A 19,909-nucleotide genomic window follows, 5' to 3' on the forward strand; every position below is an offset into this window, starting at 1 on the left:
CGCTTCCCCAGAAAGCAGGTCTGCGCGCCATGCCCGAACGTCCTCCCTCCTACCGTGTCGCCACCGACACCGGCGGCACCTTCACCGACTTCGTCGTCTTCGACGAGGCCGCCCGCACCTACCGGATCATGAAGGTCCCCTCCAGCCCCGCCAACCCCGAGCAGGCCCTGCTCGACGGCCTCTCGACGCTGTCCGGCCAGGGCGTGCCACCGGAAGGGATCACCGTGTTCACCCACGGCACGACCGTGGGCACCAACGCCCTGCTCGAGGAGCGGGGCTCCCAGGTCGGCCTGGTGGTCACCCGCGGCTTCCGCGGCGTGTACGAGGCCATGGAACAGAGCCGCCCCTTCGGCCCCTCCGTCTTCGACCTCGGTTACACCAAGCCCGCGCTGCTGGCAGCGGAGAGCCGCACCGTGGAGCTGGCCGAGCGCATCACCGCCGCCGGCGAGGTCGAGGACCCGCTGTCGGAGGCCTCGGTGGCCGAGGCCGTGCGCTTCCTCACCGACAGCGGCGCCGACTCGGTCGCCGTGTGCCTGCTGTTCTCCTACATGAACGACGAGCACGAGCGGCGGCTGGCCAACGCCCTGCGCGAGGCTGCCCCCGGCCTGTGGGTGACCACCTCCAGCGAACTGCTACCGCAGATGCGGGAGTACTTCCGGCTCAGCACCACAGTGATCAACGCGTACGTGTCGCCGGTGGTCGGCCGCTACGTGGGGCGCCTGTCCGCCGAGCTCGCGCGGCAGGGTGTCGCCCCGGGCCGCCGGTTCACCATGCAGAGCAACGGCGGCTCGGTGCCCTTCGACCGCACGGCCGACCGCGGGGTGGCGACCATCCTGTCGGGGCCGGCCGGCGGGGTCACCGCCTCGGTGGCGATCGGCCGGGCCATCGGGGCCGAGGACCTGATCACCTTCGACATGGGCGGCACCAGCTGCGATGTCTCCCTGATCCAGGGCGGCGAGCCGACGGTCTCCGACCAGAACGCGGTCGAGGGCCGGCACATCGCGGTGCCCATGCTGGACATCAACACCGTCAGCGCCGGCGGCGGCACCGTCGCCGTGGTCGACGAGCACGGCGCCCTGCACGTGGGCCCGCGCAGTGCCGGCGCCGTGCCCGGGCCCGCCGCGTACGGCAAGGGCGGCGAAGTCGCCACCGTCACCGACGCCAACGTCGTCCTCGGCTACCTCAACCCGGTGTCCCTCCTGGACGGCGCCCTCGCGGTGGACGCGGCCGCCGCCGAGCGCGTCGTCGGCGAGGTCGCCGAGGGGCTGGGCGTGCCCACCGTGCGGGCGGCCGACGGCATCGTACGGATCGTCAACGTCAAGATGGGGCAGGCGATCCGCTCCATCTCCACCGAGCGCGGCTTCGACCTGCGCGACTTCACCCTGGTGGCGTTCGGCGGCGCAGGCCCCCTGCACGCCAGCCAGATCGCCCTGGACCTGGGCATCCCCCGGGTGCTGGTGCCGCCGGCGCCGGGCGCGACCTCGGCGCTGGGCCTGCTGATGTCGGACGTCAAGCACGACCTGGTCCAGAGCCGGCTGTGCGATATCGACGAGCTGGACCTGGTCACCACCAACGGGCTCTTCGACCAGATGGTGGGCTCGGCGCGCAAGCAGCTCGCCCAGGAGGGCTTCGCCGAGGACAGCATGGCCTTCCGCTACTTCCTCGACATGCGCTACAGCGGCCAGGGCTACGAGAACCCGGTCCCGGTCGACTCGCTGCCGCTGACGGCCGAGGACATCGCCCGCTACCGCAGGGACTTCGACGCCATCCACGAGCAGTGCCACGGGCACGCGGCCCCCGACCAGTCCGTCGAGGTCGTCAACTACCGGGTCCAGGCCATCGGCCTGGTGCCGCCGGTGTCCCTGCCGACCGTGCCGGACGCCGAGGGCCCGGTCAGCGACGCGCTCACCGGCACCCGCCCCGCCCACTTCCCCGGCGCGGGCGGCGCCACCAGCACCGTCGCCGACACCCCGGTGTACGCCCGGGCGAAGCTCGGCGCCGGGCACCGCATCCAGGGTCCCGCGGTCATCGAGCAGTACGACTCCACGACCGTCGTCTTCCCCGAGCAGCAGGCCGAGGTCGACCACTACGGCAACCTCCTGATCACCCGTGCCCGTGCGGCGGAAGAGAGGCCGACTTCATGAGCGACGCCAACGCGCCCCGCCCCGGGGCATCCGACGGCGTGGACGCCATCACTGTGGAGGTGATCCGGCAGAGCCTCGTCGGCGTGGTCCAGGAGATGCAGAACTCGCTGTTCTGCACCGGCTACTCGACCATCATCCGCGAGTCGAAGGACGCCAGCTGCGCCATCGCCGACCTGGACGGCCGGGTCGTCGCCCAGTACACGGTGCTGCCGCTGCACCTGGGCGCCTTCCCACAGACCATCGAGAACATCCTGAAGGCCTACCCGGTCGAGGAGATGCGGGACGGGGACGCCTTCCTGGTCAACCACCCCTACTACGGCGGCAGTCCGCACGCCACCGACATGGCGGTGGTCGCGCCGATCGTGGTGGACGGCAAGGTGTTCGGCTTCAGCGGCAGCATCGCCCACAAGTCGGACATCGGCGGCCTGGTGCCGGGCACCAACTCCAGCCAGGCCAGGGAGATCTACCACGAGGGCCTCATGGTGCCCCCGGTGCGCTTCTACCGGGACTTCACGCCCTCCCCCGAGGTCGAGACCCTGCTGCGGGCCAACAGCCGCACTCCCCAGCTGGTCCTGGGCGACCTGCGCGGCCAGGTCGGGGCCACCCACCTGGCCGCCGAGCGGGTGCGCGCTCTGTGCGCCAAGTACGGCACCGACACGGTGCACACCGCCTCCGAGCGGCTGCTCGAACTGACCGAGCACCAGGTCAGGGCCTCTGTCGCCAAGTGGCCCGACGGCACCTGGACCGGGCAGCGGATCATGCACAGCGAGGGCATGGCCGGCGGCGAGCCGGTCGCCATCCGCACCACCGTCACCATCGAGGGCGACCGGATCGGCTTCGACTTCAGCGCCTCCGACGACCAGATGACCGGGCCGTACAACATCCGCCCGCCGCTGGTGCAGGCGGTGTGCTGCTACGCGCTCAAGTGCCTGATCGGCCCGGAGATCGCCACCAACTCGGGGCTGGCCGACGCCTTCACGCTGGCCTTCCGGCACGGCTCGCTGCTCGACCCGGAGCCGCCCGCCCCGGTCAACACGTACATGCCGGTCGCCATCGCCACCGCGGAGTCCGTCCTGGACGCCCTCGGCAAGGCGATGACCGGCGGCCGGATCGCCGAGAGCAGCGCCGGCACCAACGGCACCTTCTCCTACCTGCGGCCCGGCCGCCGCTCCCCGCAGGTGCAGTACGAGCTGCCGGCCGGCGCCATGGGGGCGCGCTGGAACAAGGACGGAGTGTCCGCCTCCAAAGTGCACGTCGCCAACGGCGGCCTCACCCCGATCGAGGTGCTGGAGACCGAGTTCCCGGTGCGGCTGCGGCGCTTCGAGCTGGTCACCGACTCCGGTGGGCCGGGCCGGTACCGCGGCGGGCTGAGCTATGTGCGCGAGTACCGCGTGCTGGCCCCGGCCCGCTTCACCACCCGCAACGGCCGCGAGCTCACCCCGCCCGCGGGCAAGGACGGCGGCCTGCCCGGGCAGCCCTCGGTCCTCACCGTCAACCCCGGCACCGACCGCGAGGAGGCCATTACCGTCGAGAACGGCAGTGTCACGCTGCAGCCCGGCGACGTCGTCCGCGTGGCCCAGGCGGGCGGCGGTGGCTACGGCGACCCGCGCACCCGCCCCCTGGACGAGGTCCTGCGGGACGTGCGCGAGGGCTACGTCTCGCCCGAGTCCGCGCGCGAGCACTACGGCGTGGCACTGGTGCAGTCCTCGGGCCGCTGGCAGGCAGACGAGGCGGAGACCCGCCGGCTACGGCAGCCGGCCGGCTGACAGCTCTTCGCGGCCGACGGTACGCCACTGCGCCTGTTCAACGCGCAGAACCGGATCTTCAAGCACCTCGGCTACGGCAACTTCTTCGAGCCCGCCAGCCCGCCCCGCCGAGCGCGAGCTCACCGCGAGCGCCCACTGATTCGCCATCTTAGGAGGAACACTGAATGTCAAACTGTAAAAGGATCGCCGTCGTCGGCCTCGGCACCGTGAAGTCGGCGCCCGAAGGCGCCAGCCAGCGGATGATGGCCGCGGAGGCTGCCCGACGCGCGATCGCTGACGCAGGCCTGTCGATCAAGGACATCGATGGCGCGATCGACATGCGGCGCACTGGCGGTGGTGGTGACCGCGCCAGCTACACCGACGCGTTCACCCGCTTCCTCGGTGTGCCTGCGCAGTTCTACTTCACCATCGGTCGCGGCGGTGCGCTCGGCGGTCTGGCGACCGCGGCGGCCACCGGCTTCCTCGACCGCGGCCTGGCCAACTATGTGCTCTGTGTCGGTGCGGTCGACGACTGGACCAAGGCCCAGGCCGCGAAGAAGCAGGGCCACCGCGGCATGGCGCACGCGGAGAAGGAGGGCTACTGGGGCAAGGCGCTCGGCGACCTCCGTGCCGCCAGCCACCACAGCTGGATGGCCGCCCGCCACATGGCGGTCTACGGCACCACCAGCGAGCAGCTCGGCGCGATCTCCGTCGCCGAGCGCGCTTGGGCGTGCCTCAACCCTGAGGCCCGGATGTACGGACGCCCGATCACCATCGAGGACCACCAGAACTCCTCGTGGGTCGTCGAGCCCTACCACCTGCTCGACGTCAGCCTCATCTCCGACGGTGCCATCGCCTTTGTCCTCACTACGGAGGACCGGGCCAAGGACCTCGCTCAGAAGCCGGTCTACGTGCAGGGCCAGGGCTTCGGCGAGGTCGCCGCCGACTTGTGGTGGAAGAAGGACAACTTCACCCACATGGCCGTCGCACCCGCCAAGGAGAAGGCCTTTGCCCAGGCCGGCCTGAGCGGCGTCGAGGACATCGACTGCGCCCAGCTCTACGACTGCTTCACCGCCGAGGTTCTCTTTCAGCTCGAGGACTACGGCTGGTGCGAGAAGGGCAAGGGGGGCGAGTTCGTCGCCTCCGGCGCGATCGGCCCTGGCGGCTCGATCCCGGTCAACACCGGCGGCGGACTGCTGTCCAACTGGCACCTCGGTGACCTCACTGGCTATGCCGAGGCCGTCCAGCAGCTGCGCGGCCAGGCCGGCGAGCGCCAGGTCGAGAACTGCAAGGTCGCGCTGACGACCGGCCACGGCGGCGAGCTGGTCTCGCCGGGCATGTGCTCCATCCACACCAGCACGATCCTCGGAGTGGACTGACGATGACGAACGGTGCGATCAACGAAGGGCAGAACGTGACCGAGACCAAGAACGAGACCAAGGGCTGGAACAAGCCGCGCCCCAACATCGATGCCGACAACGCGGCGTTCTGGGACGGCCTCACCCGCCACGAGTTGCTGCTGTGGACGTGCGACAAGTGCGGGACCGCCTACTGGCCGAAGTCCTACTGCATCAACCACGAGAACGACGAGTTCGCCCAGAAGATGTCGTGGAAGCCCTCCAGCGGTATGGGCCGCATCTTCGCGATGAACCGACACGAGTACGCCTTCCACCCCGGCTTCCGCGAAGCCGTTCCCTACTTCTATGCGCTGGTCGAGCTCGACGAGGGCCCGCTCATCAGCTCGACGATCGTGGGCGAGCAGCCGACCGACCCGATCGCCGACACGGGCCGGCGGGTGCGGATCGCCTACGAGGACTACCCCGAGGAGGGCTTCACCATCCCGCGCTTCGAGCTGGTCGACGAGTGACCGTGACCATCACGGAGCACGCTGCAGCACCGATCCGCGACGTGCGGGTCCGCCGGGTCGTCATGCCCAAGGACGACCCGACCTGGCGGTTCGCGCTGGGTGCTCGTGCCGAATCCGTCGGCATCCTTCTGGAGATGGAGGATGCCGACGGACTCGTCGGCCTCGGGTATGCCTCCGAGGTGCCGCACCTCGGCTACGACATCGACGTGATGGAGGCGGTCGTCCGCTCGCGGGTGCCCGCGATCCTGGCCGCCCCCGCGCTGGACCGGCGCAGCCTGGTCGGCTCGCCGTGGAAGCAGGAGCTGCCGGCCCCGGTGCGCTCGCTGTTGGACATGGCCTGGCACGACCGGCTCGGCAAGATCGCCAGTGTGCCACTCTACCGGCTGCTCGGCGGGGCGGAGCAGGTCAGCTTGAGGGTCAACCGCATTCTGGCGCTCAAGAACCCCGACGAGATGGCCGTCGTGGCGGCCGGATTGGCGGCAGAGGGCTACGACCACTTCAAGATCAAGGTCGAGAACCGGCCCAGCTCGCTCGACATCGCCCGGGTCGCGGCCATCCGCGACGCGGTCGGTGAGAAGGCGGTGCTGACCGTCGATGCCAACCAGAGCTACACGGCCAAGGAGGCGGTCATCTTCGGCCACGCGGTCCACAAGTACGGCGTACAGGTCTTCGAGCAGCCCGTTCCGCGCGGTGACATCGCGGCACTGCGCTGGGTGCGGGAGCGTTCGGACCTGACAATCGAAGCCGACGAGAGCGCGGACTCGCTCGAGTCGGTGGTGGCGATGCTGCGGGCGGAGGCGGTCGACGCGATCTCGCTCAAGCTGAGCAAGCTCGGCGGTCTCGACTCGTTGCTGCTCGCGGCGAACCTCTGCGCGGCCCACGGCGTCGGCTCGCGCATCGGCGCCCATGTCGGCAGCCGGATCATGAATGCCGCCGCCGTCCACGCCGCGGCGGCGCTCCCGCACATCGAGCCGTTCGCCGAGCTCGGCGAGTTCGCCCGACTCATGAACGACGTGGCCACCGGGCTCGAGGTCGTCGACGGCGGGATCGCCGTCCCGACTGCACCGGGGCTCGGCGTCTCGCTCGTCTGAGCGGGACGTCGGCCCGGCACCCCATCCCGGACCGAGACTGAACAGGACGACGATGACTTCCAGCACGACGACCGGGCAACCGGACCCGATGGCGCTGTTCGACGTGAGCAGCGTCGCCGTGGTCGGCGCCTCGCCCGGCAGGCACTACTCCACCAGCGTGCTGGCCAACCTGAGGCAGTTCGGGTTGTCCACCGAGCAGGTGATGGCAGTCAACCCCAAGTACGATGAAATCGATGGCCATGCCTGCTTCGCCAGCATCGCCGATCTTCCGGCCCCGCCGTCGCTCGTCGTGTCGCTCGTCGGTGTCGACCGCGTGGACGCCGTCCTCGCCGACACGATCAACGCGGGCGTGAAGGCGATGCTTGTCATCGCTGACGGCTATTCCGAGATGGGCGCCGAGGGCACGGCAAGGCAGGCTGCCCTTGCCGAGAAGGCGGCGCGGGGCGGCGTCGCGCTCCTTGGGCCGAACAGCCTGGGCTACGTGGCGCCTTCCCGCCACGTGGCTGCGTGGGTCGGTGGCAAGGTGCCGAGCCGGCTCACGCCGGGCCGGGTCTCGCTGGCCTTCCAATCCAGCGGCATGCTCAACCTGGTCCTCAACCAAGTGGCGAACCGCAAGATCGGACTCGCGGCCGCGGTCTCCGTCGGCAACGAGGCCGTGATGGACCTCGCCGACTTCATTGGTGCCTTCGCCGACGACCCGGACACCGACGTCCTCGGCATCGTCCTGGAGAGCACGACGCGGCCGCGGGCGCTGGCCCAGGCGCTCCTCCACGCCTATGCCTCCGACAAGACGGTGGTCGTGCTCAGCATCGGCAAGTCCGAGCGGGGCATGAAGAACGTGTCCTCCCACGCCGGTCGCATGGCGACGTCAGGTCGGGTCTGGTCGGCGTTGTTTCGCCAGGTCGGGGCGCTCCTCGTCGATGATCTGACCGACTTCATGGAGACGATCGCCCTGAGCGCCGGGCTCTCGGCCGAGGCGCGCGGGGGTGGGCTCGCACTCGCCACCATCTCTGGCGGTGACTGCGGCCTGCTCAGCGACATGGCTGAGAACCTCGACCTGGAGCTCAGCGAGGTCACCCCTGAGACTCAAGCGATCCTCGACGAGCAGTTGTCTCGCACCAACATTCTGGCCAACCCACTCGACGTCCGGAACACGCGGACGTCGGCGCCTGACGTCTTCTGGGCGAGCTTGGCTGCGCTGGCAGCCGACCCGAACATCGCGACCGTCGCATTGCGCCTCAACCTTGCGCTCGCTCCGACGGTTCAGCACGAGGAGATGTACAAGCAGGTCGTCGAGCACATCCGCACCAACGGCGCTGAGTGCGTCTTCATGTCCCGTGTGACCGAGACCTCCTCCGACCGGTGGTTCGACCTCTTCGCCGAGCTCGGGACGCCGTTTCTGACCAGCTACGACGGCGCGCTCAAGGCCTTCGCCAACCTCCAGCACATGCAGCAGGGCGCGCGCTTCGTGAACGCTGACGGTGGCTTCACCGCGCTGCCGGAGAGCGTCGCGGAGATGCCGGAGACGGCGGCGCTGTCGTGGCGCGAGACGATGGACTGGGTCGAGCAGACCCGCGTCCCGTTCACCCGCACAGTTCAGGCGATGAGCACCGCTGAGGCCGTGTCGGCTGCGGGTGCTCTGCGCTTCCCCCTGGCCGCCAAGGGTATCGTCCCTGGCGTCGCGCACAAGAGTGAACTCAAGCTCGTGGAACTCGGCATTGCAGACGCCGCCGACCTCGAGGGCCGCGTGGAGGCGCTGTTCGGTCGGATGGCCGACATCGCCACCCAGCCCGGCTCCGGTCCGGTGTCGGTCGAGATCCAGGAAATGGCCGCTGACGGCGCGGAGTTCTTCCTCGGCATGCACTCCGACCCGATTTTGGGCCGGATCATGTCGTTCGGTCTCGGAGGCATCTTCCTCGAGCTCCTCCACGACGTCGTGTACGCCGTGCCTCCAGTCACCTCCGCCCAAGCGACCGCTCTGCTGCAGACCCTGCGCGGCTGGGACCTGCTCCAAGGCGCCCGCGGCCAGGAGCCCCACGACGTAGCGGCGCTCGCCGACGTTATCGCCCGGGTTTCGGCTGCCGTGGCCGAGCCCGAATCGACCATCAGGAGCTTCGACCTGAACCCCGTCCTGGTGATGGCCGCCGGCAACGGCGTCGTCGGCGTGGACGCCTACGTCGAGCGCACCATAGCCCCACCCACATCAGAAGGAGTACGTGAATGACCATCACCACAGCCGACCCGGTCGGCATCGTGGGTGTGGGTGCGATGGGCCTCCCCATCGTTCGTTACCTCACCCAGGCCGGGTTCAAGGTTCTGTGCTGGGACCTCGACGAGGGCCGACTCAGTGACGCTGTGGCCGACGGCGGCGAGGCGGTGGCGAGCTCCGCCGAGCTCGGCGCGTGCCGCGCGCTGCTCGTCCTTGTGCCGGCCGATGAGGACGTCTGCTCCGTGCGAACGAGTTCGAAGCCGTCGCGCAGCCCGGCGCCATCTTTGTGATCCATAGCTCGGTGCGCACTGAAACGTGCAAGGCGCTCACAGAGGAGCTCGCTCCGTCCGGCATCAAGGTCGTCGACGCAGCCCTGACCGGCGGCGTGCGCGGCGCCGAGGCCGGCGAGATCAACCGTCTCGTCGGCGGCTCGGCTGAGGACGTCCTCGCGCTCGAGCGCTTCGCGCCGTGGTCCAGCCACGTCAACCACCTCGGTCCGTCGGGCAACGGCCAGATCGGCAAGACGGTCAACAACATGATCCACTGGGGCCAGATCGTCTCCATCGTGGAGGCGCTCTCGCTCGGCCTGGAGCTCGGCATCTCGCCCGAGCGGATGCGCCCCGCGCTGTACAACGGTCCCACCGACAGCCGCACCCTGCGCGAGCTCGAGGAGATGCGGTTCACGTGGTACGAGAAGGACACCGACAACGCCATCAGCATGGCCGCGGAGATCGACCGGACGCTCTACTTCAACCCGATCGTCGGTGAGTTCATGCGCGGCATCAACGTCAAGAACGTCGCCGCGCTGCTGGCCGGGGAGAGCATTGTGGAGTTGCGGGAGCTCACCGTCTGATCACCCTGCTCCAGCGTTCCCCCAACACGGGCCCCCGCCCGGCGATCCCGCGCGGGGCTCTCGCATGTGAGTGACTCTCTTCGCCTCGGTCGAGGCGGGCGCTCGGCCCCCGTTCCGGTGAGAAAGCGGCTGCGGTAACGGGACGGGATGCCAGCCGACGGCGGTCGGTGGCCGGCAGGGGTCGGCCCATGCACCATCGTGCGGTGGCTCGACCGGCGGTGCGAGGTCCGGCCGACCCCGCGGGGTGCCGCCGAGGATGGTGATTGCCGAGTCGGGCGGTGTCAGCCACTGCTGCACGACGTTCGTGAGGTGGGCAGGAAGCAGGGTGCTCCCCATCGCCGAGGCGCCGGGCGAGCTGCCGTACGCCGCCGGGTGCGTGGGGCTGGCCGAAATGCCGGAGCCCCCGCCCGAGTCCTCGGGCGGGGGCTCATGGGCTGATGCGGAGGAGCGGGCCCTACAGCCGGAAGCCGAACCGCTTCGACAGCCAGAACGCCATGCCACCGATCGCGATGCTGGCGACCGAGAGCATGGAGCCGTAGGCGCTCAGGGCACCGGCCGTGCCGTCCTTCCACATGTCCAGCAGCTGGGTCGCCACCACCGGAGTCGCTGCCGTGTAGAGCATCGAGACGATCGAGACGTCGCGGACGGCATGGAAGAACACGTAGAGCCAGGAACCAATCACGGCGGGCATCGTGAGGGGCAGCAGGATGCGGCGGAACACCGTCGACTCGCTGGCCCCTGCCACCCTGCTCGAGTCGTCGATGTCGGGGCTGATCTGCAGCAGCGCGGGCTGCACGTAGCGCATGGCGTATGGGGCGTAGTGCGTGACGAAAGCCAGCACGATCAACCACAGCGAGCCGTAGACACCGAAGGGCACGCGCAGGTAGGTGATCAGGAAGGCAAGACCCAGCACAGTCCCCGGGATCACGATGGGCACCGACAGGACGTGGTCGAGCATCTGTCGGCCGCGTACCTTCGAGCGGACGATGATGAACGCCGCGACCAGGCACAGCAGGGTGGCTGCGGTCGCGGAGCCGACGCCGACAACGATGCTGTTGCTGACGCCGGTCCAGATGTCCCGGTATCCTGCGACTTGCTCGTAGTTCCTGAGGGTGAGCTCACCCAGTCCATCGCCACGGCCGATCTGGGGCCAGAACGATGTCAGCATCATCGCGAGCACCGGCGCCAGGTAGACCATGAAGACGAGGAACGCGCCTGCACCAGCCACCCAGCGCCAAGGCCCGAGGTCGGCTTCTCGCGCACGGAACGCCTTGCCGGTGACGGTGGCGAACTTCGAGCTGACCCGCGTCGCGCGATGGTAGAGGTACAGGCCCAGCGAGAGGAAAAAGACCAGCATCGTGCCGAATGCCGCTGCCGTCGCGTAGTCGGGTACGAAACTCTTGCGCAGGCTGCTGTAGATCTCCGTGGTGAACGTGCGGATGCCGGCCGAACTGCCGAGGAACAGCGGGAACTCGAAGGCCTGGACTGCTCGCACGACCACGAGGATGAGCACGGCAAGGATGCTCGGGGCCATCAGCGGACCGGAGATGCGGCGCAGGAGCGTGAACCGCTTCGCTCCGCAGACGAGAGCGCTCTCCTCGAGGCTGGCGTCCATGGCACGGAAGGGGGCGACCAGAAGCATGAAGACCATCGGGGCCCATGACCACGCCTGGGTGATGACGATGCCGGGCATGCTTTGAACGACCGGGGCCCAGCCGAAGACGGCCTCGATCGGACCTCGCGCGATGCCGGCTCCCTTGCCGAGCAGGAGGATCCAGCCCGTGGCCTCGATCATTCCGGGGATTGCGAAAGACAGGAAGGCGCAGCCGTAAACGAAGCCCTTGCCAGCCATGTTGGTGCGCGCCACGAGCCAGGCCATCGCACTGCCGAGCACGATTGCCAGGACGCTGGCGCCGATGGTGAATACCGCTGTGTCCCAAGCGATCGTCTTGAAGCTGTCAGAGGTGACGAGGTCGTGATATGCGTCGAGGCTGACGGAGCCTGACTCGGTGATCGAGCCACCGGGGGTGAAGCTCGTCCAGACCATCAAGACCAGCGGAGGAAGTACCAGCGTGCATGCGATCAGCGCGACGACAGCGAACCATGCATTGGCTCCGAACCTGGGAAGACGAAGCGCGGGACGCCGCTCAGCCGCGCGGGCCGGCGTGGTTGCCGGTGAGGTCACGGTCACGATTGAAGTCTCCTTCTCCTCACCCGTCAGGCCGCGCCGGGCGGGGCCCGACGCGGCCTGACGGGTGAGGCGATCGGTCAGCGGAACGTCTGCTCGAACAGGTCCTGCCACGTCGTGAAGGCCTCTTCGTACTCCTTGGTGGAGTCGAAGGTCTCGTCCGGAACCCAGGACGTGAAGCCGAGGTCGTCGTCGGGCCGCGGGTACTGCAGGTCCTCGTAGACCTTGCCGCCAGTCGGGCCGAGCAGCGTGTCGATGAAGAGCATCGCGGAGCACGGGTGCTCGGCCTTGGCGAAGACGCCGGCGTAGCCAACGTTCGCAGTGACCGGCTCGATCGGCACCCACTCGATCGGGTTGCCGTCCTTGGCCAGCTGCTGTACGTGGTTTCGGAAGACGCCTGGGGACGACGCGACTTCACCGGTTGCGACCATGCCGGCAAGGGCCGAGCCGGAGACGGACTCGATGCGAACGTCCTGCTCGCGGAGCTTCTCGAGGAATGCGCGTCCCTTCTCGTCGCCGAGCTTCGTCAGCACGTTGCCGATGAACCGAACTCCGGTGGTGCTGTCGGTGAGTGCGAGCTTCCCCTTCAGATTCGGGTTGAGTAGGTCTTCCAGGGTCTTCGGCACGTCTGCGGCCGGGACCTTGTCCTTGTCGTACGCGAACGACACGTATGAAGCGCGGTCGCCGATGCCGAGGATGTTGCCGTCGTCGTCCTTGAGTGTGAAGCGGTCGGAGTAGTTGCTGCTCAGCGGAGTGGAGAAGGCGCCGATCGCGCCGGTGTCGGCGAGCTGCCGGTAGGCGTCAGAAGACAGCTCGATGATGTCGCCTTGCAGCCGGTCCGCCTTGGACTCCTCGACGACGCGCGAGGTGATGTCGGTCTCGTCACCGCGGAAGGCCTCAACTCTGACGTCGGGGTACTTCTTGTGGAAGGCGGCGATCATCTCGTCGATGACGTCGCCGGCGAGCGAGGTGTACCAGGTGAGCGTGCCTTCCTCCTTCGCGCAGTCGGCCAAGTAGGTGTCGCGGTCGCTGCCCGAGTAGGTGAAGGCCTTGGCGCCGGGGTTCGCCCCGTCGCTCGCCTTGTCGGCGCCGCCGCATGCGGCCAGCAGCGAGGTCATGGCCACCGTGATCACGGCGGCGGTCCGGAGTTGAAGACGCATTTGAACCACTTTCACTTGAGTTGGGCAGATGCAGGAGCGGGACTCTCGAGCGCCCATTCGTGGCCTAAAGGTCTAACGGATTGTGGTTTTTACCACACGTGGCGGCTCTCTGGGAACCCTTGGGTGAGGGATTCGGGGACAAATGGCACGGGCGCGTGCGCCCCGAATGCGGCCCGCTGCAATGGCTTCTGTCAGCGGAAGGTCTGCTCGAACAGGTCCTGCCGACCGCTGTAGGCCTCGTCTGCTCGTCGACGGTCGTGTACGTCTCGTCGGGGACTCGGTGGAAGCTCTGGACGAGCATCTCGATCGCCGGGTTGTGCGCGCACGCAGCCACACGGATGTTGGAACTTCGCCGACATGTCCATGTAATAGGTGCCGACGGAGAGGGCGTCCTGGCCGGCGTCGACCATGGCGAGTAGGTCGGCGACGTCATCCTCGGTGGCTCGCTCGCCCGGCGTGAGGTTGCCGTCGCACACCAGGGCGCGGACCTGTCGGTGATCACGTGTGAGGCACGATCGACGGAGATCGGACTGAACAGCCCCGAGGTGAGTGAGGCGTCGAGGTTCTCCGACCTCACTCTTAAGGTCGGAGTTGCCCTGCTCTCGGGGGCTTCCGCCCGCCTGGCGCCGTGTGGTAGATGTCGTCAGATGGTCAGTCCATAATGCCGAACTGCCCATCTGGGAGGGAACAGCCACATGCTGGAAGTCGCGCACCTGTGCAAGGCGTTCGATGGCGAGCGCAAGCGCAAGCGCCGCAAGGGCAACTCGAGCGCCGACGACGGTGACCACTTCACGCTGCTGGGCCCGTCCGGTTGCGCAAGGACCACCACGCTTCGCTCGATCGCCGGCCTGGAGAGGCCCGACAGTGGCTCCGTCACGATCGCGTCCCGCGTCCTCTTCTCGGGCGAGTCCGGCCACAAGAGCAGCGTCAACGTCCCGGTCAACCAGCGGGGACTGGGCATGGTGTTCCAGTCCTACGCGATCTGGCCGCACATGACGGTCTTCGACAACGTCGCCTTCCCCCTCCAGGTGATGCCGCGCGCGAAGCGCCCCGGGAAGACCGAGATCCAGGAGCGTGTCAGCCGCGTGCCGGAGACGATGGAACTGCGGAAGTACGCCAAGCGGCACGCCACCAAGCTCTCCGGCGGCCAACAGCAGCGCCTGGCGCTGGCGCGCGCCATCGTCATCGAGCCGAACCTGCTCCTCCTCGACGAGCCGCTGTCCAACCTCGACGCCAAGCTGCGCGAGTTGGCGCCCTTCGAGCTCAAGCGCTGCAGCGCGAGCTCGGCACTACCTCGACATACGTCACACACGACCAGACCGGGGCCCTCGCGCTGTCGACCAAGATCGCGGTGATGAACGGTGGCAACATCGTCCAGCTCGGTCGCCCCAGGAGATCTACGAGACCCCGCAGACCAAGTTCGTCGCCGAGCTCATCGGCACTGCCAACTTCGTCGACAGTGTCGTCCGTTCCCAGGCCGGGGAGGAATACGTCATCGACACGGCCGACGGCCCACTGACCCTTTGCTCGGCTGCGTCGGTGCCGGCGGGGACCGAGGTGGTCGCCTCGACCCGTCCGGAAAACGTCGACATCTTCATCGACCGGCCGGCCGGCCTCCGCAACGTGTGGCACGGCGTGGTCACGACCCGCGCCTTCCTCGGCGACGCGGTCGACCACATCGTTGCCGTCGGCAAGCGCGAGGTGCGCGTGCGCTGCACGCCGTCGACCTCGGTCGACCCAAGCACCGAGGTATACCTCCGGCTCGACCCCAGCAAGACCCTCGTCGCGACCTACACCGTGTTCCGGGTCGTCGGCCGATCGCAGCGCCTCGGCCGCAGGTTGTCGGTGGCCACCGTCTGCTACGGCCTCGCGATCGTGATGCTCGGCCACGCGGGCTGGGTCTTCCTGACGATCGCCGTGGCCGGACTGGCCGGAGCCTGCGACGCCATGGCCACCACCATCCGGCACTCGATCGTCCAGCTCGGCATCCCCGACCAACTGCGCGGCCGGGTCACCTCGCTCTACCAGATGTCTTCCCGGCGCGGCCCGGCGCTGGGTGACACGCTGATCGGTGCCCTGGCCGGCGTCATCGGCCCCGTAGCGGCCCTCACTGCCGACGGCCTTGCCCGCCACAACGCACGCCGGCTTCCTTCTCTCCCGACCGAACCCGTTGCGCTCCTACGCCGGAGCGAGCCAGGAGCCAGTCCATGCCTGACCACGGGCACACCCACGAGCACCACGACCACGGTCAAGGCCACGGTCATGGTCACGACGACGAGTATGGCCACAGCCACGCCTGGGAGACCGAGCCCATGCCGGCCGACGCCGTCGAGATGGACGGCATCGAGCGCTTCACGCTCCACTCCGCCGGCCTCGACGTCGGCTCGGCGACATCCCACCTGACCATCTCGCGGTTGGTCCTCAAGCGGCTCGGCGTCGAGCTGTCCAACCAGCTGGTGGTCGCTGAGCGGACCGAGCTCTACCGCTCGCCGGTGACACTGACGCCCTACCGGAGCGACACCCTCATCGACGCCGACCGGCTTCAGGACTTCTTCGACGCGGCCTACCACGAGGCGGGGTTCACCCCGGCCCAGGTCGACACCGGCGTAGTGATCGTGACCGGGGAGGCGGCCAACCGGCCCAACGCCGAGGAGCTGGCCACCCGGTTCGCGGCGCGCTCCGGGGCCTTCATCTGCGTCGCAGCCGGCCCGCACTACGAGGCGCTCCTCGCGGCCCACGGCTCGGGCGCGGTGACGCTCGCGCAGGGTGGCCCCCCCGTGCTCAACGTCGACATCGGCGGTGGCACCACGAAGCTCTCCGTCGTTGCCGACGGCGAGGTCGTCCGCACCGGTGCTTTCAGCGTCGGCGCCCGGCTCGTCGCCCACGACTGCTGCGGCCGGCTCATCCGCGTCGAGCCGCCGGGGCGCTGGATGTTGGACCGGATCGGCTCGTTGGTCGACGTCGGAGATGTCATCCCCGAGCCAGTGCTCGAGGAGCTCACGGACCTGATGGTCGATCTCGTCCTGCAGGTCATCGACGGCCAGCCCCGCGACGAGCTGCTGCAGCGCCTGTGGGTGACCGAGGAGCTGCCCGCCGGGGCGCTCCGTGGGATCGACACGATCATCTTCTCCGGCGGCGTCTCGGAGTTCGTCTACGCACGCGAGACGACCGACTTCGGTGACCTCGGCCACCGGCTCGGCGCGGCGATCCGCAAGCGGATCGTCGACACCGGGCTCGCACGGCGCGTGCTCGAGCCGGCCCAGGGCATCCGCGCCACCGTGCTGGGCGCCGGCCAGCACAGCGTCCAGGCCAGCGGGGTGACCGGCTACCTCGACGACGGCGTGCTCCCTGCGATCGGGCTCAAGGTGGTCGCAGCGACCGTTGCCGAGCCTGCGGGGCTCGCGGCGGCGCTGACCGCGGCCGCGCAGAGGTTCCAGATCGACGGGCACATGCCGCCGGCGGCGTACGCCCTCAGTATCACCGCGGACCCCGACTACCGACTGCTGCGCGGCATCGCTCAGGAGCTCGTCGCAGTGGCCGAACCGGACCGCCCGCTCGTCGTCGTCGTCGTCGACGCCGACGTCGCCCACGCGCTGGGCCGGATCCTCCGCGTCGAGGTCGGCTGGGCCGGCCCGCTCATCGTCCTCGACGGTCTCACCGTGGGAGAGCTCAACTACCTCGACGTCGGGCGCCCACTCGGTGCCGTCGGCACCGTGCCGGTGACGGTCAAGTCCCTGACCTTCCTGACCCGCTGACCCCACCAGACCCGGAACACACACCCGAGACCCGGGCACGCAACCAGAAGGAGATCGACGAAATGACTGTGGAAGCCACGACCGAACCGCGCGCAAGGTTCGTCTACGACGAGTGGATGGAGAGCCTCGGTGTGCCGATCCACACTGGATTCGCGGTGTCCGACCTTCGCACCGTCGAGCTCGGCTGGTGGGAGGAGCGGCAGTGCAACACCGCCTTCGTCCAGCTCATGGGCCAGGAGGGCGTCAACGAGACCCGCATCACCGAGATCCCGCCGGGCGCGACCCTGCCGGCCTACAAGGTCGGCCTCGACGAGGTCGTCTACGTCCTTATGGGCAACGGCATGACCCAGGTGTTCGACGGCAACGGACACTCGCAGTCCTTCGAGTGGTCGGCCCGCGCGATGTTCCTCGTGCCGGCCAACACCACCCGTCAGTTCCGCAACCTCAGCGGTGACACGACCGTGCGTCTGGTGCACTACACCTACCTGCCCCTCGCGCTCTCGGTCGTCACCGACCCCGGCTACTTCCTCAACAACCCCTACCAGCTGCCCAAGCCGATCGCCGAGGGCGGCGAGGATTCGTACTCCGACGCGCGCACCGTTCCGGGCGGCGAAGGCTACCGGTGGATCAACGGCCAACGCGGCAAGGGCGTCGCCTACTGGTACGGCCGGCTCTTCCCGGACATGCTCGCCTGGGACCGGCTCGACACCAACGAGGAACGGGGAGCCGGCAGCAAGACCGTGCGCATCCAGTTCGCCGGCACCGACATGAGCGCCCACATGTCCGTCTTCGCGTCGCGCACCTACAAGAAGGGACACCGTCACGGGCCCGGTCGTGCCATTCTCATTCCGGGCGGCGAGGGCTACTCCGTGATGTGGCCCGAGGGCGGCGAGAAGGTCATCGTCCGCTGGCAGGAGGGCTCGATGTTCGTGCCTCCGAACCGCTGGTTCCATCAGCACTTCAACCTCGGCGTGACGCCAGCCCGCTATCTCGCGATCCACCCGCCGATCCAGCTGAACGGCTACACCGAGAAGGTCGTCAACGCGAACGACCAGATCGAGTACGTCGCCGAAGACCCCGAGGTGCGGGTGATGTTCGAGCGTGAGCTCGCCGAGCGGGGTCTGACCTCGCTGATGCCGGATGAGGCCTACACCAACCCGGACTACGTCTGGAAGTGACGGCGAAGGCCGGGGCACCGGTACCCGGTCGAGGCCATCTCCCACTGCGTGTGGCTGTACTACCGCTTCCCGCTGTGTTCCTCGAGGTCGAGGAGCTGATGCTCGAGCGCGGGATCGTCGTCTCCTACGAGACGATCCGGCGCTGGTACGGCAAGTTCGGTCAGCAGTACGCCAACGCCCTGCGCCGGTGACGCCCCTGCCGCGGCGACAAGTGGCACCTGGGACGAGGTCTACCTGAAAATCAACGGCAGACTGCACTACCTGTGGCGTGCGGTGGACCAGGACGGGAACGACATCCTGGTCCAGCCAAAGCGCGACACGAAGGCGGCGATGGCGTTCTTCCGCCGCCTCCTGAAGGAGCTGCGGTACGTGCCGCGCGTGGTGGTGACCGACAAGGTCCGCTCCTACGGCTGCGGCCCACCGCCAGGTCATGCCGGGGGTGGCACCGCACCTCGAAGTACCTGAACAACCGGTCAGAGAACTCCCACCAGCCGACCCGCCAGCGCGAGCAGGCGATGAAACGCACGGCGAGGGAAAGTCGTTCTGCGCGGGAGCGGACATCCGCGGTGGGCGCACCGCCCACTCCTCGGTGCAGGAGGGCATCTGGCACCGGGAGCACCACAACCTCGGGCGGGCCGTCGGCGACTGCGCGGGTTCCCGTGGTCGCCGCGCTGCACGGCCATGTACTCGGCCGGGGCCTGGACATCGCGCTCGCGGCGGACATCAGGGTTGCCGCCGAGAACACCAGGCTCGGCTTCCCAGAGGTACGGCACGGCATGACCATCGGGGGCGGCGGACTGCGCCGGCTGGTGCGGGCGATCGGCGAGTCCCGGGCGATGGACCTACTGCTGTGTGGCGAGAGCATCGACGCCGCCACCGCCCGCGAGTGGGGCCTGGTCACCAGGGTCGTACCCAACGAGCGGCCGGAAGGGGAGGCCCAGAGGCTGGCAGCCCACCTCGACGCCCTGCCCCGGGCCGGTTCAAGACGAGCGGCATCGGCAGGGAGGGCTCACTCGACGAACTACTCAGCTACGGCCGGGAGCAGTCGGTGACGATCGCCCTCTGAGGTGACCCCTCCGGCGCGGCAGCTGCGGCCGGCCGCCCGCGCTACCGAGGCCCTCCCGGTCCCCTCACTCGACCGCTACGGCCGCAGCCCCAGGACCATCAACATGGTCGCCGAGCTGCGCCAGCGCGGTATCGGCCACTCCCGCGGGATCTCGTGCCTCGGCCGCCGCTCCCGCGCCCGCTCGTAGACGGGGGCTGCGACCGCCTGGAACTGGGCGCCCTGGATGTTGCCCCGTTCCGAGAAGGTGATCTGCCGGTTGTCCTCGCGGGCGCGGGCAGTCCCGTCCAGGGCCTCGTGCAGGCCGACTACGTGCGGCCTCATCGGCTCCCCTTGCGGTGGCCGGCGCGTGGAGCCGTGCCGGTGGCGGGCCCAGACAGGGTCGTGGGGGCGGGCGCGGTAGATCACGTACTCGTCGCGCGTCGCCCAACCGGGAGTGAGGCAGGCTCGGTGGCGTCCCCGAGGCGCAGCCACACATCCGGACGGCCCAGAGCGCGGCGATCGAGGCGGCCGCCCACGCAGGTGAGTGCGTGCCGGGGGAGAGATGCTCGCCGAGGACGACCTCGCCGACCGCGTCCGTGCAGCCGGCGACGAGATCCGCGCCCGGTGCGCGGCCGTCGCCTCGGCCACGGCGACTGCCTCGATCCCGTACCGTC

16 protein-coding genes and 1 pseudogene are annotated in these 19,909 nt (G+C 69.0%); 14 read left to right on the forward strand and 3 right to left on the reverse strand.

Annotated elements, in window-relative coordinates; genetic code table 11:
* Window positions 1-29: 29 nt before the first annotated feature.
* The 8 genes from ACFV9O_RS20540 (at window position 30) to ACFV9O_RS20575 (ending at window position 9,909) form a co-directional block, all read left to right on the forward strand.
* Entirely contained in the window at window positions 30-2,144 is a 2,115-nt protein-coding gene (locus ACFV9O_RS20540) for a hydantoinase/oxoprolinase family protein (protein WP_385419889.1), read from the forward strand.
* Window positions 2,141-3,910 (forward strand): hydantoinase B/oxoprolinase family protein, encoded by a 1,770-nt coding sequence (locus tag ACFV9O_RS20545; protein WP_385419890.1) that lies wholly within the window; start codon window positions 2,141-2,143, stop codon window positions 3,908-3,910. Before ACFV9O_RS20540 ends, ACFV9O_RS20545 begins: the two co-directional genes overlap by 4 nt.
* Before the next feature lie 164 nt (window positions 3,911-4,074).
* Window positions 4,075-5,268 (forward strand): thiolase family protein, encoded by a 1,194-nt coding sequence (locus ACFV9O_RS20550; protein WP_385419892.1) that lies wholly within the window; start codon window positions 4,075-4,077, stop codon window positions 5,266-5,268.
* Between the two features lie 2 nt (window positions 5,269-5,270).
* The gene (locus ACFV9O_RS20555; protein WP_385419893.1) at window positions 5,271-5,756 is read left to right on the forward strand and encodes a Zn-ribbon domain-containing OB-fold protein; all 486 of its coding nucleotides are present in this window, start codon (window positions 5,271-5,273) and stop codon (window positions 5,754-5,756) included.
* Window positions 5,757-5,758: 2 nt separating this feature from the next.
* Window positions 5,759-6,847, forward strand: a complete 1,089-nt coding sequence (locus tag ACFV9O_RS20560; RefSeq protein ID WP_385419894.1) for a mandelate racemase/muconate lactonizing enzyme family protein — start codon at window positions 5,759-5,761, stop codon at window positions 6,845-6,847.
* A 52-nt stretch (window positions 6,848-6,899) separates the two neighbouring features.
* A complete protein-coding gene (locus ACFV9O_RS20565; RefSeq protein WP_385419895.1) occupies window positions 6,900-9,071 on the forward strand; it encodes an acetate--CoA ligase family protein in 2,172 nt (723 codons plus the stop codon).
* Window positions 9,068-9,346 carry an NAD(P)-binding domain-containing protein gene (locus ACFV9O_RS20570; protein WP_385419897.1) on the forward strand — a complete coding sequence of 93 codons (279 nt, stop codon included), beginning with the start codon at window positions 9,068-9,070 and terminating at the stop codon, window positions 9,344-9,346. The genes ACFV9O_RS20565 and ACFV9O_RS20570 overlap by 4 nt, the downstream gene beginning before the upstream one ends.
* 11 nt (window positions 9,347-9,357) lie before the next feature.
* Window positions 9,358-9,909, forward strand: a complete 552-nt coding sequence (locus tag ACFV9O_RS20575) for an NAD-binding protein (protein WP_385419899.1) — start codon at window positions 9,358-9,360, stop codon at window positions 9,907-9,909.
* 454 nt (window positions 9,910-10,363) lie between these two features.
* Here the strand turns inward: ACFV9O_RS20575 and ACFV9O_RS20580 are convergent, their stop codons facing one another.
* Together ACFV9O_RS20580 and ACFV9O_RS20585 are read right to left on the reverse strand one after the other, a co-directional pair.
* A complete protein-coding gene (locus ACFV9O_RS20580) occupies window positions 10,364-12,100 on the reverse strand; it encodes an ABC transporter permease (protein WP_385419901.1) in 1,737 nt (578 codons plus the stop codon).
* A gap of 77 nt (window positions 12,101-12,177) precedes the next feature.
* The gene (locus ACFV9O_RS20585; RefSeq protein WP_385419903.1) at window positions 12,178-13,257 is read right to left on the reverse strand and encodes an ABC transporter substrate-binding protein; all 1,080 of its coding nucleotides are present in this window, start codon (window positions 13,255-13,257) and stop codon (window positions 12,178-12,180) included.
* 695 nt (window positions 13,258-13,952) lie between these two features.
* Here ACFV9O_RS20585 and ACFV9O_RS20590 point away from each other — a divergent pair.
* The 6 genes and pseudogenes from ACFV9O_RS20590 (at window position 13,953) to ACFV9O_RS20615 (ending at window position 19,242) form a co-directional block, all read left to right on the forward strand.
* Entirely contained in the window at window positions 13,953-14,612 is a 660-nt protein-coding gene (locus ACFV9O_RS20590; RefSeq protein WP_385419905.1) for an ABC transporter ATP-binding protein, read from the forward strand.
* 184 nt (window positions 14,613-14,796) lie between these two features.
* A complete protein-coding gene (locus tag ACFV9O_RS20595; RefSeq protein WP_385419906.1) occupies window positions 14,797-15,660 on the forward strand; it encodes a TOBE domain-containing protein in 864 nt (287 codons plus the stop codon).
* Complete coding sequence (locus tag ACFV9O_RS20600; RefSeq protein WP_385419907.1) at window positions 15,570-17,012, forward strand: ethanolamine ammonia-lyase reactivating factor EutA; 1,443 nt, start codon at window positions 15,570-15,572, stop codon at window positions 17,010-17,012. The genes ACFV9O_RS20595 and ACFV9O_RS20600 overlap by 91 nt, the downstream gene beginning before the upstream one ends.
* A 62-nt stretch (window positions 17,013-17,074) precedes the next feature.
* Window positions 17,075-18,190 carry a hypothetical protein gene (locus ACFV9O_RS20605; RefSeq protein WP_385419909.1) on the forward strand — a complete coding sequence of 372 codons (1,116 nt, stop codon included), beginning with the start codon at window positions 17,075-17,077 and terminating at the stop codon, window positions 18,188-18,190.
* A 36-nt stretch (window positions 18,191-18,226) separates the two neighbouring features.
* Window positions 18,227-18,714: pseudogene (locus ACFV9O_RS20610) on the forward strand (IS6 family transposase); the annotation flags it as partial.
* Window positions 18,706-19,242 carry an enoyl-CoA hydratase/isomerase family protein gene (locus ACFV9O_RS20615; protein ID WP_385420004.1) on the forward strand — a complete coding sequence of 179 codons (537 nt, stop codon included), beginning with the start codon at window positions 18,706-18,708 and terminating at the stop codon, window positions 19,240-19,242. The pseudogene ACFV9O_RS20610 and the gene ACFV9O_RS20615, both read left to right, overlap by 9 nt.
* A gap of 89 nt (window positions 19,243-19,331) precedes the next feature.
* Here ACFV9O_RS20615 and ACFV9O_RS20620 read toward each other — a convergent pair whose 3' ends face one another.
* Window positions 19,332-19,577 (reverse strand): hypothetical protein, encoded by a 246-nt coding sequence (locus ACFV9O_RS20620; protein ID WP_385420012.1) that lies wholly within the window; start codon window positions 19,575-19,577, stop codon window positions 19,332-19,334.
* Window positions 19,578-19,909: the final 332 nt, after the last annotated feature.

This window comes from Streptomyces sp. NPDC059909 (assembly GCF_042730885.1).
GTDB lineage: Bacteria > Actinomycetota > Actinomycetes > Streptomycetales > Streptomycetaceae > Streptomyces.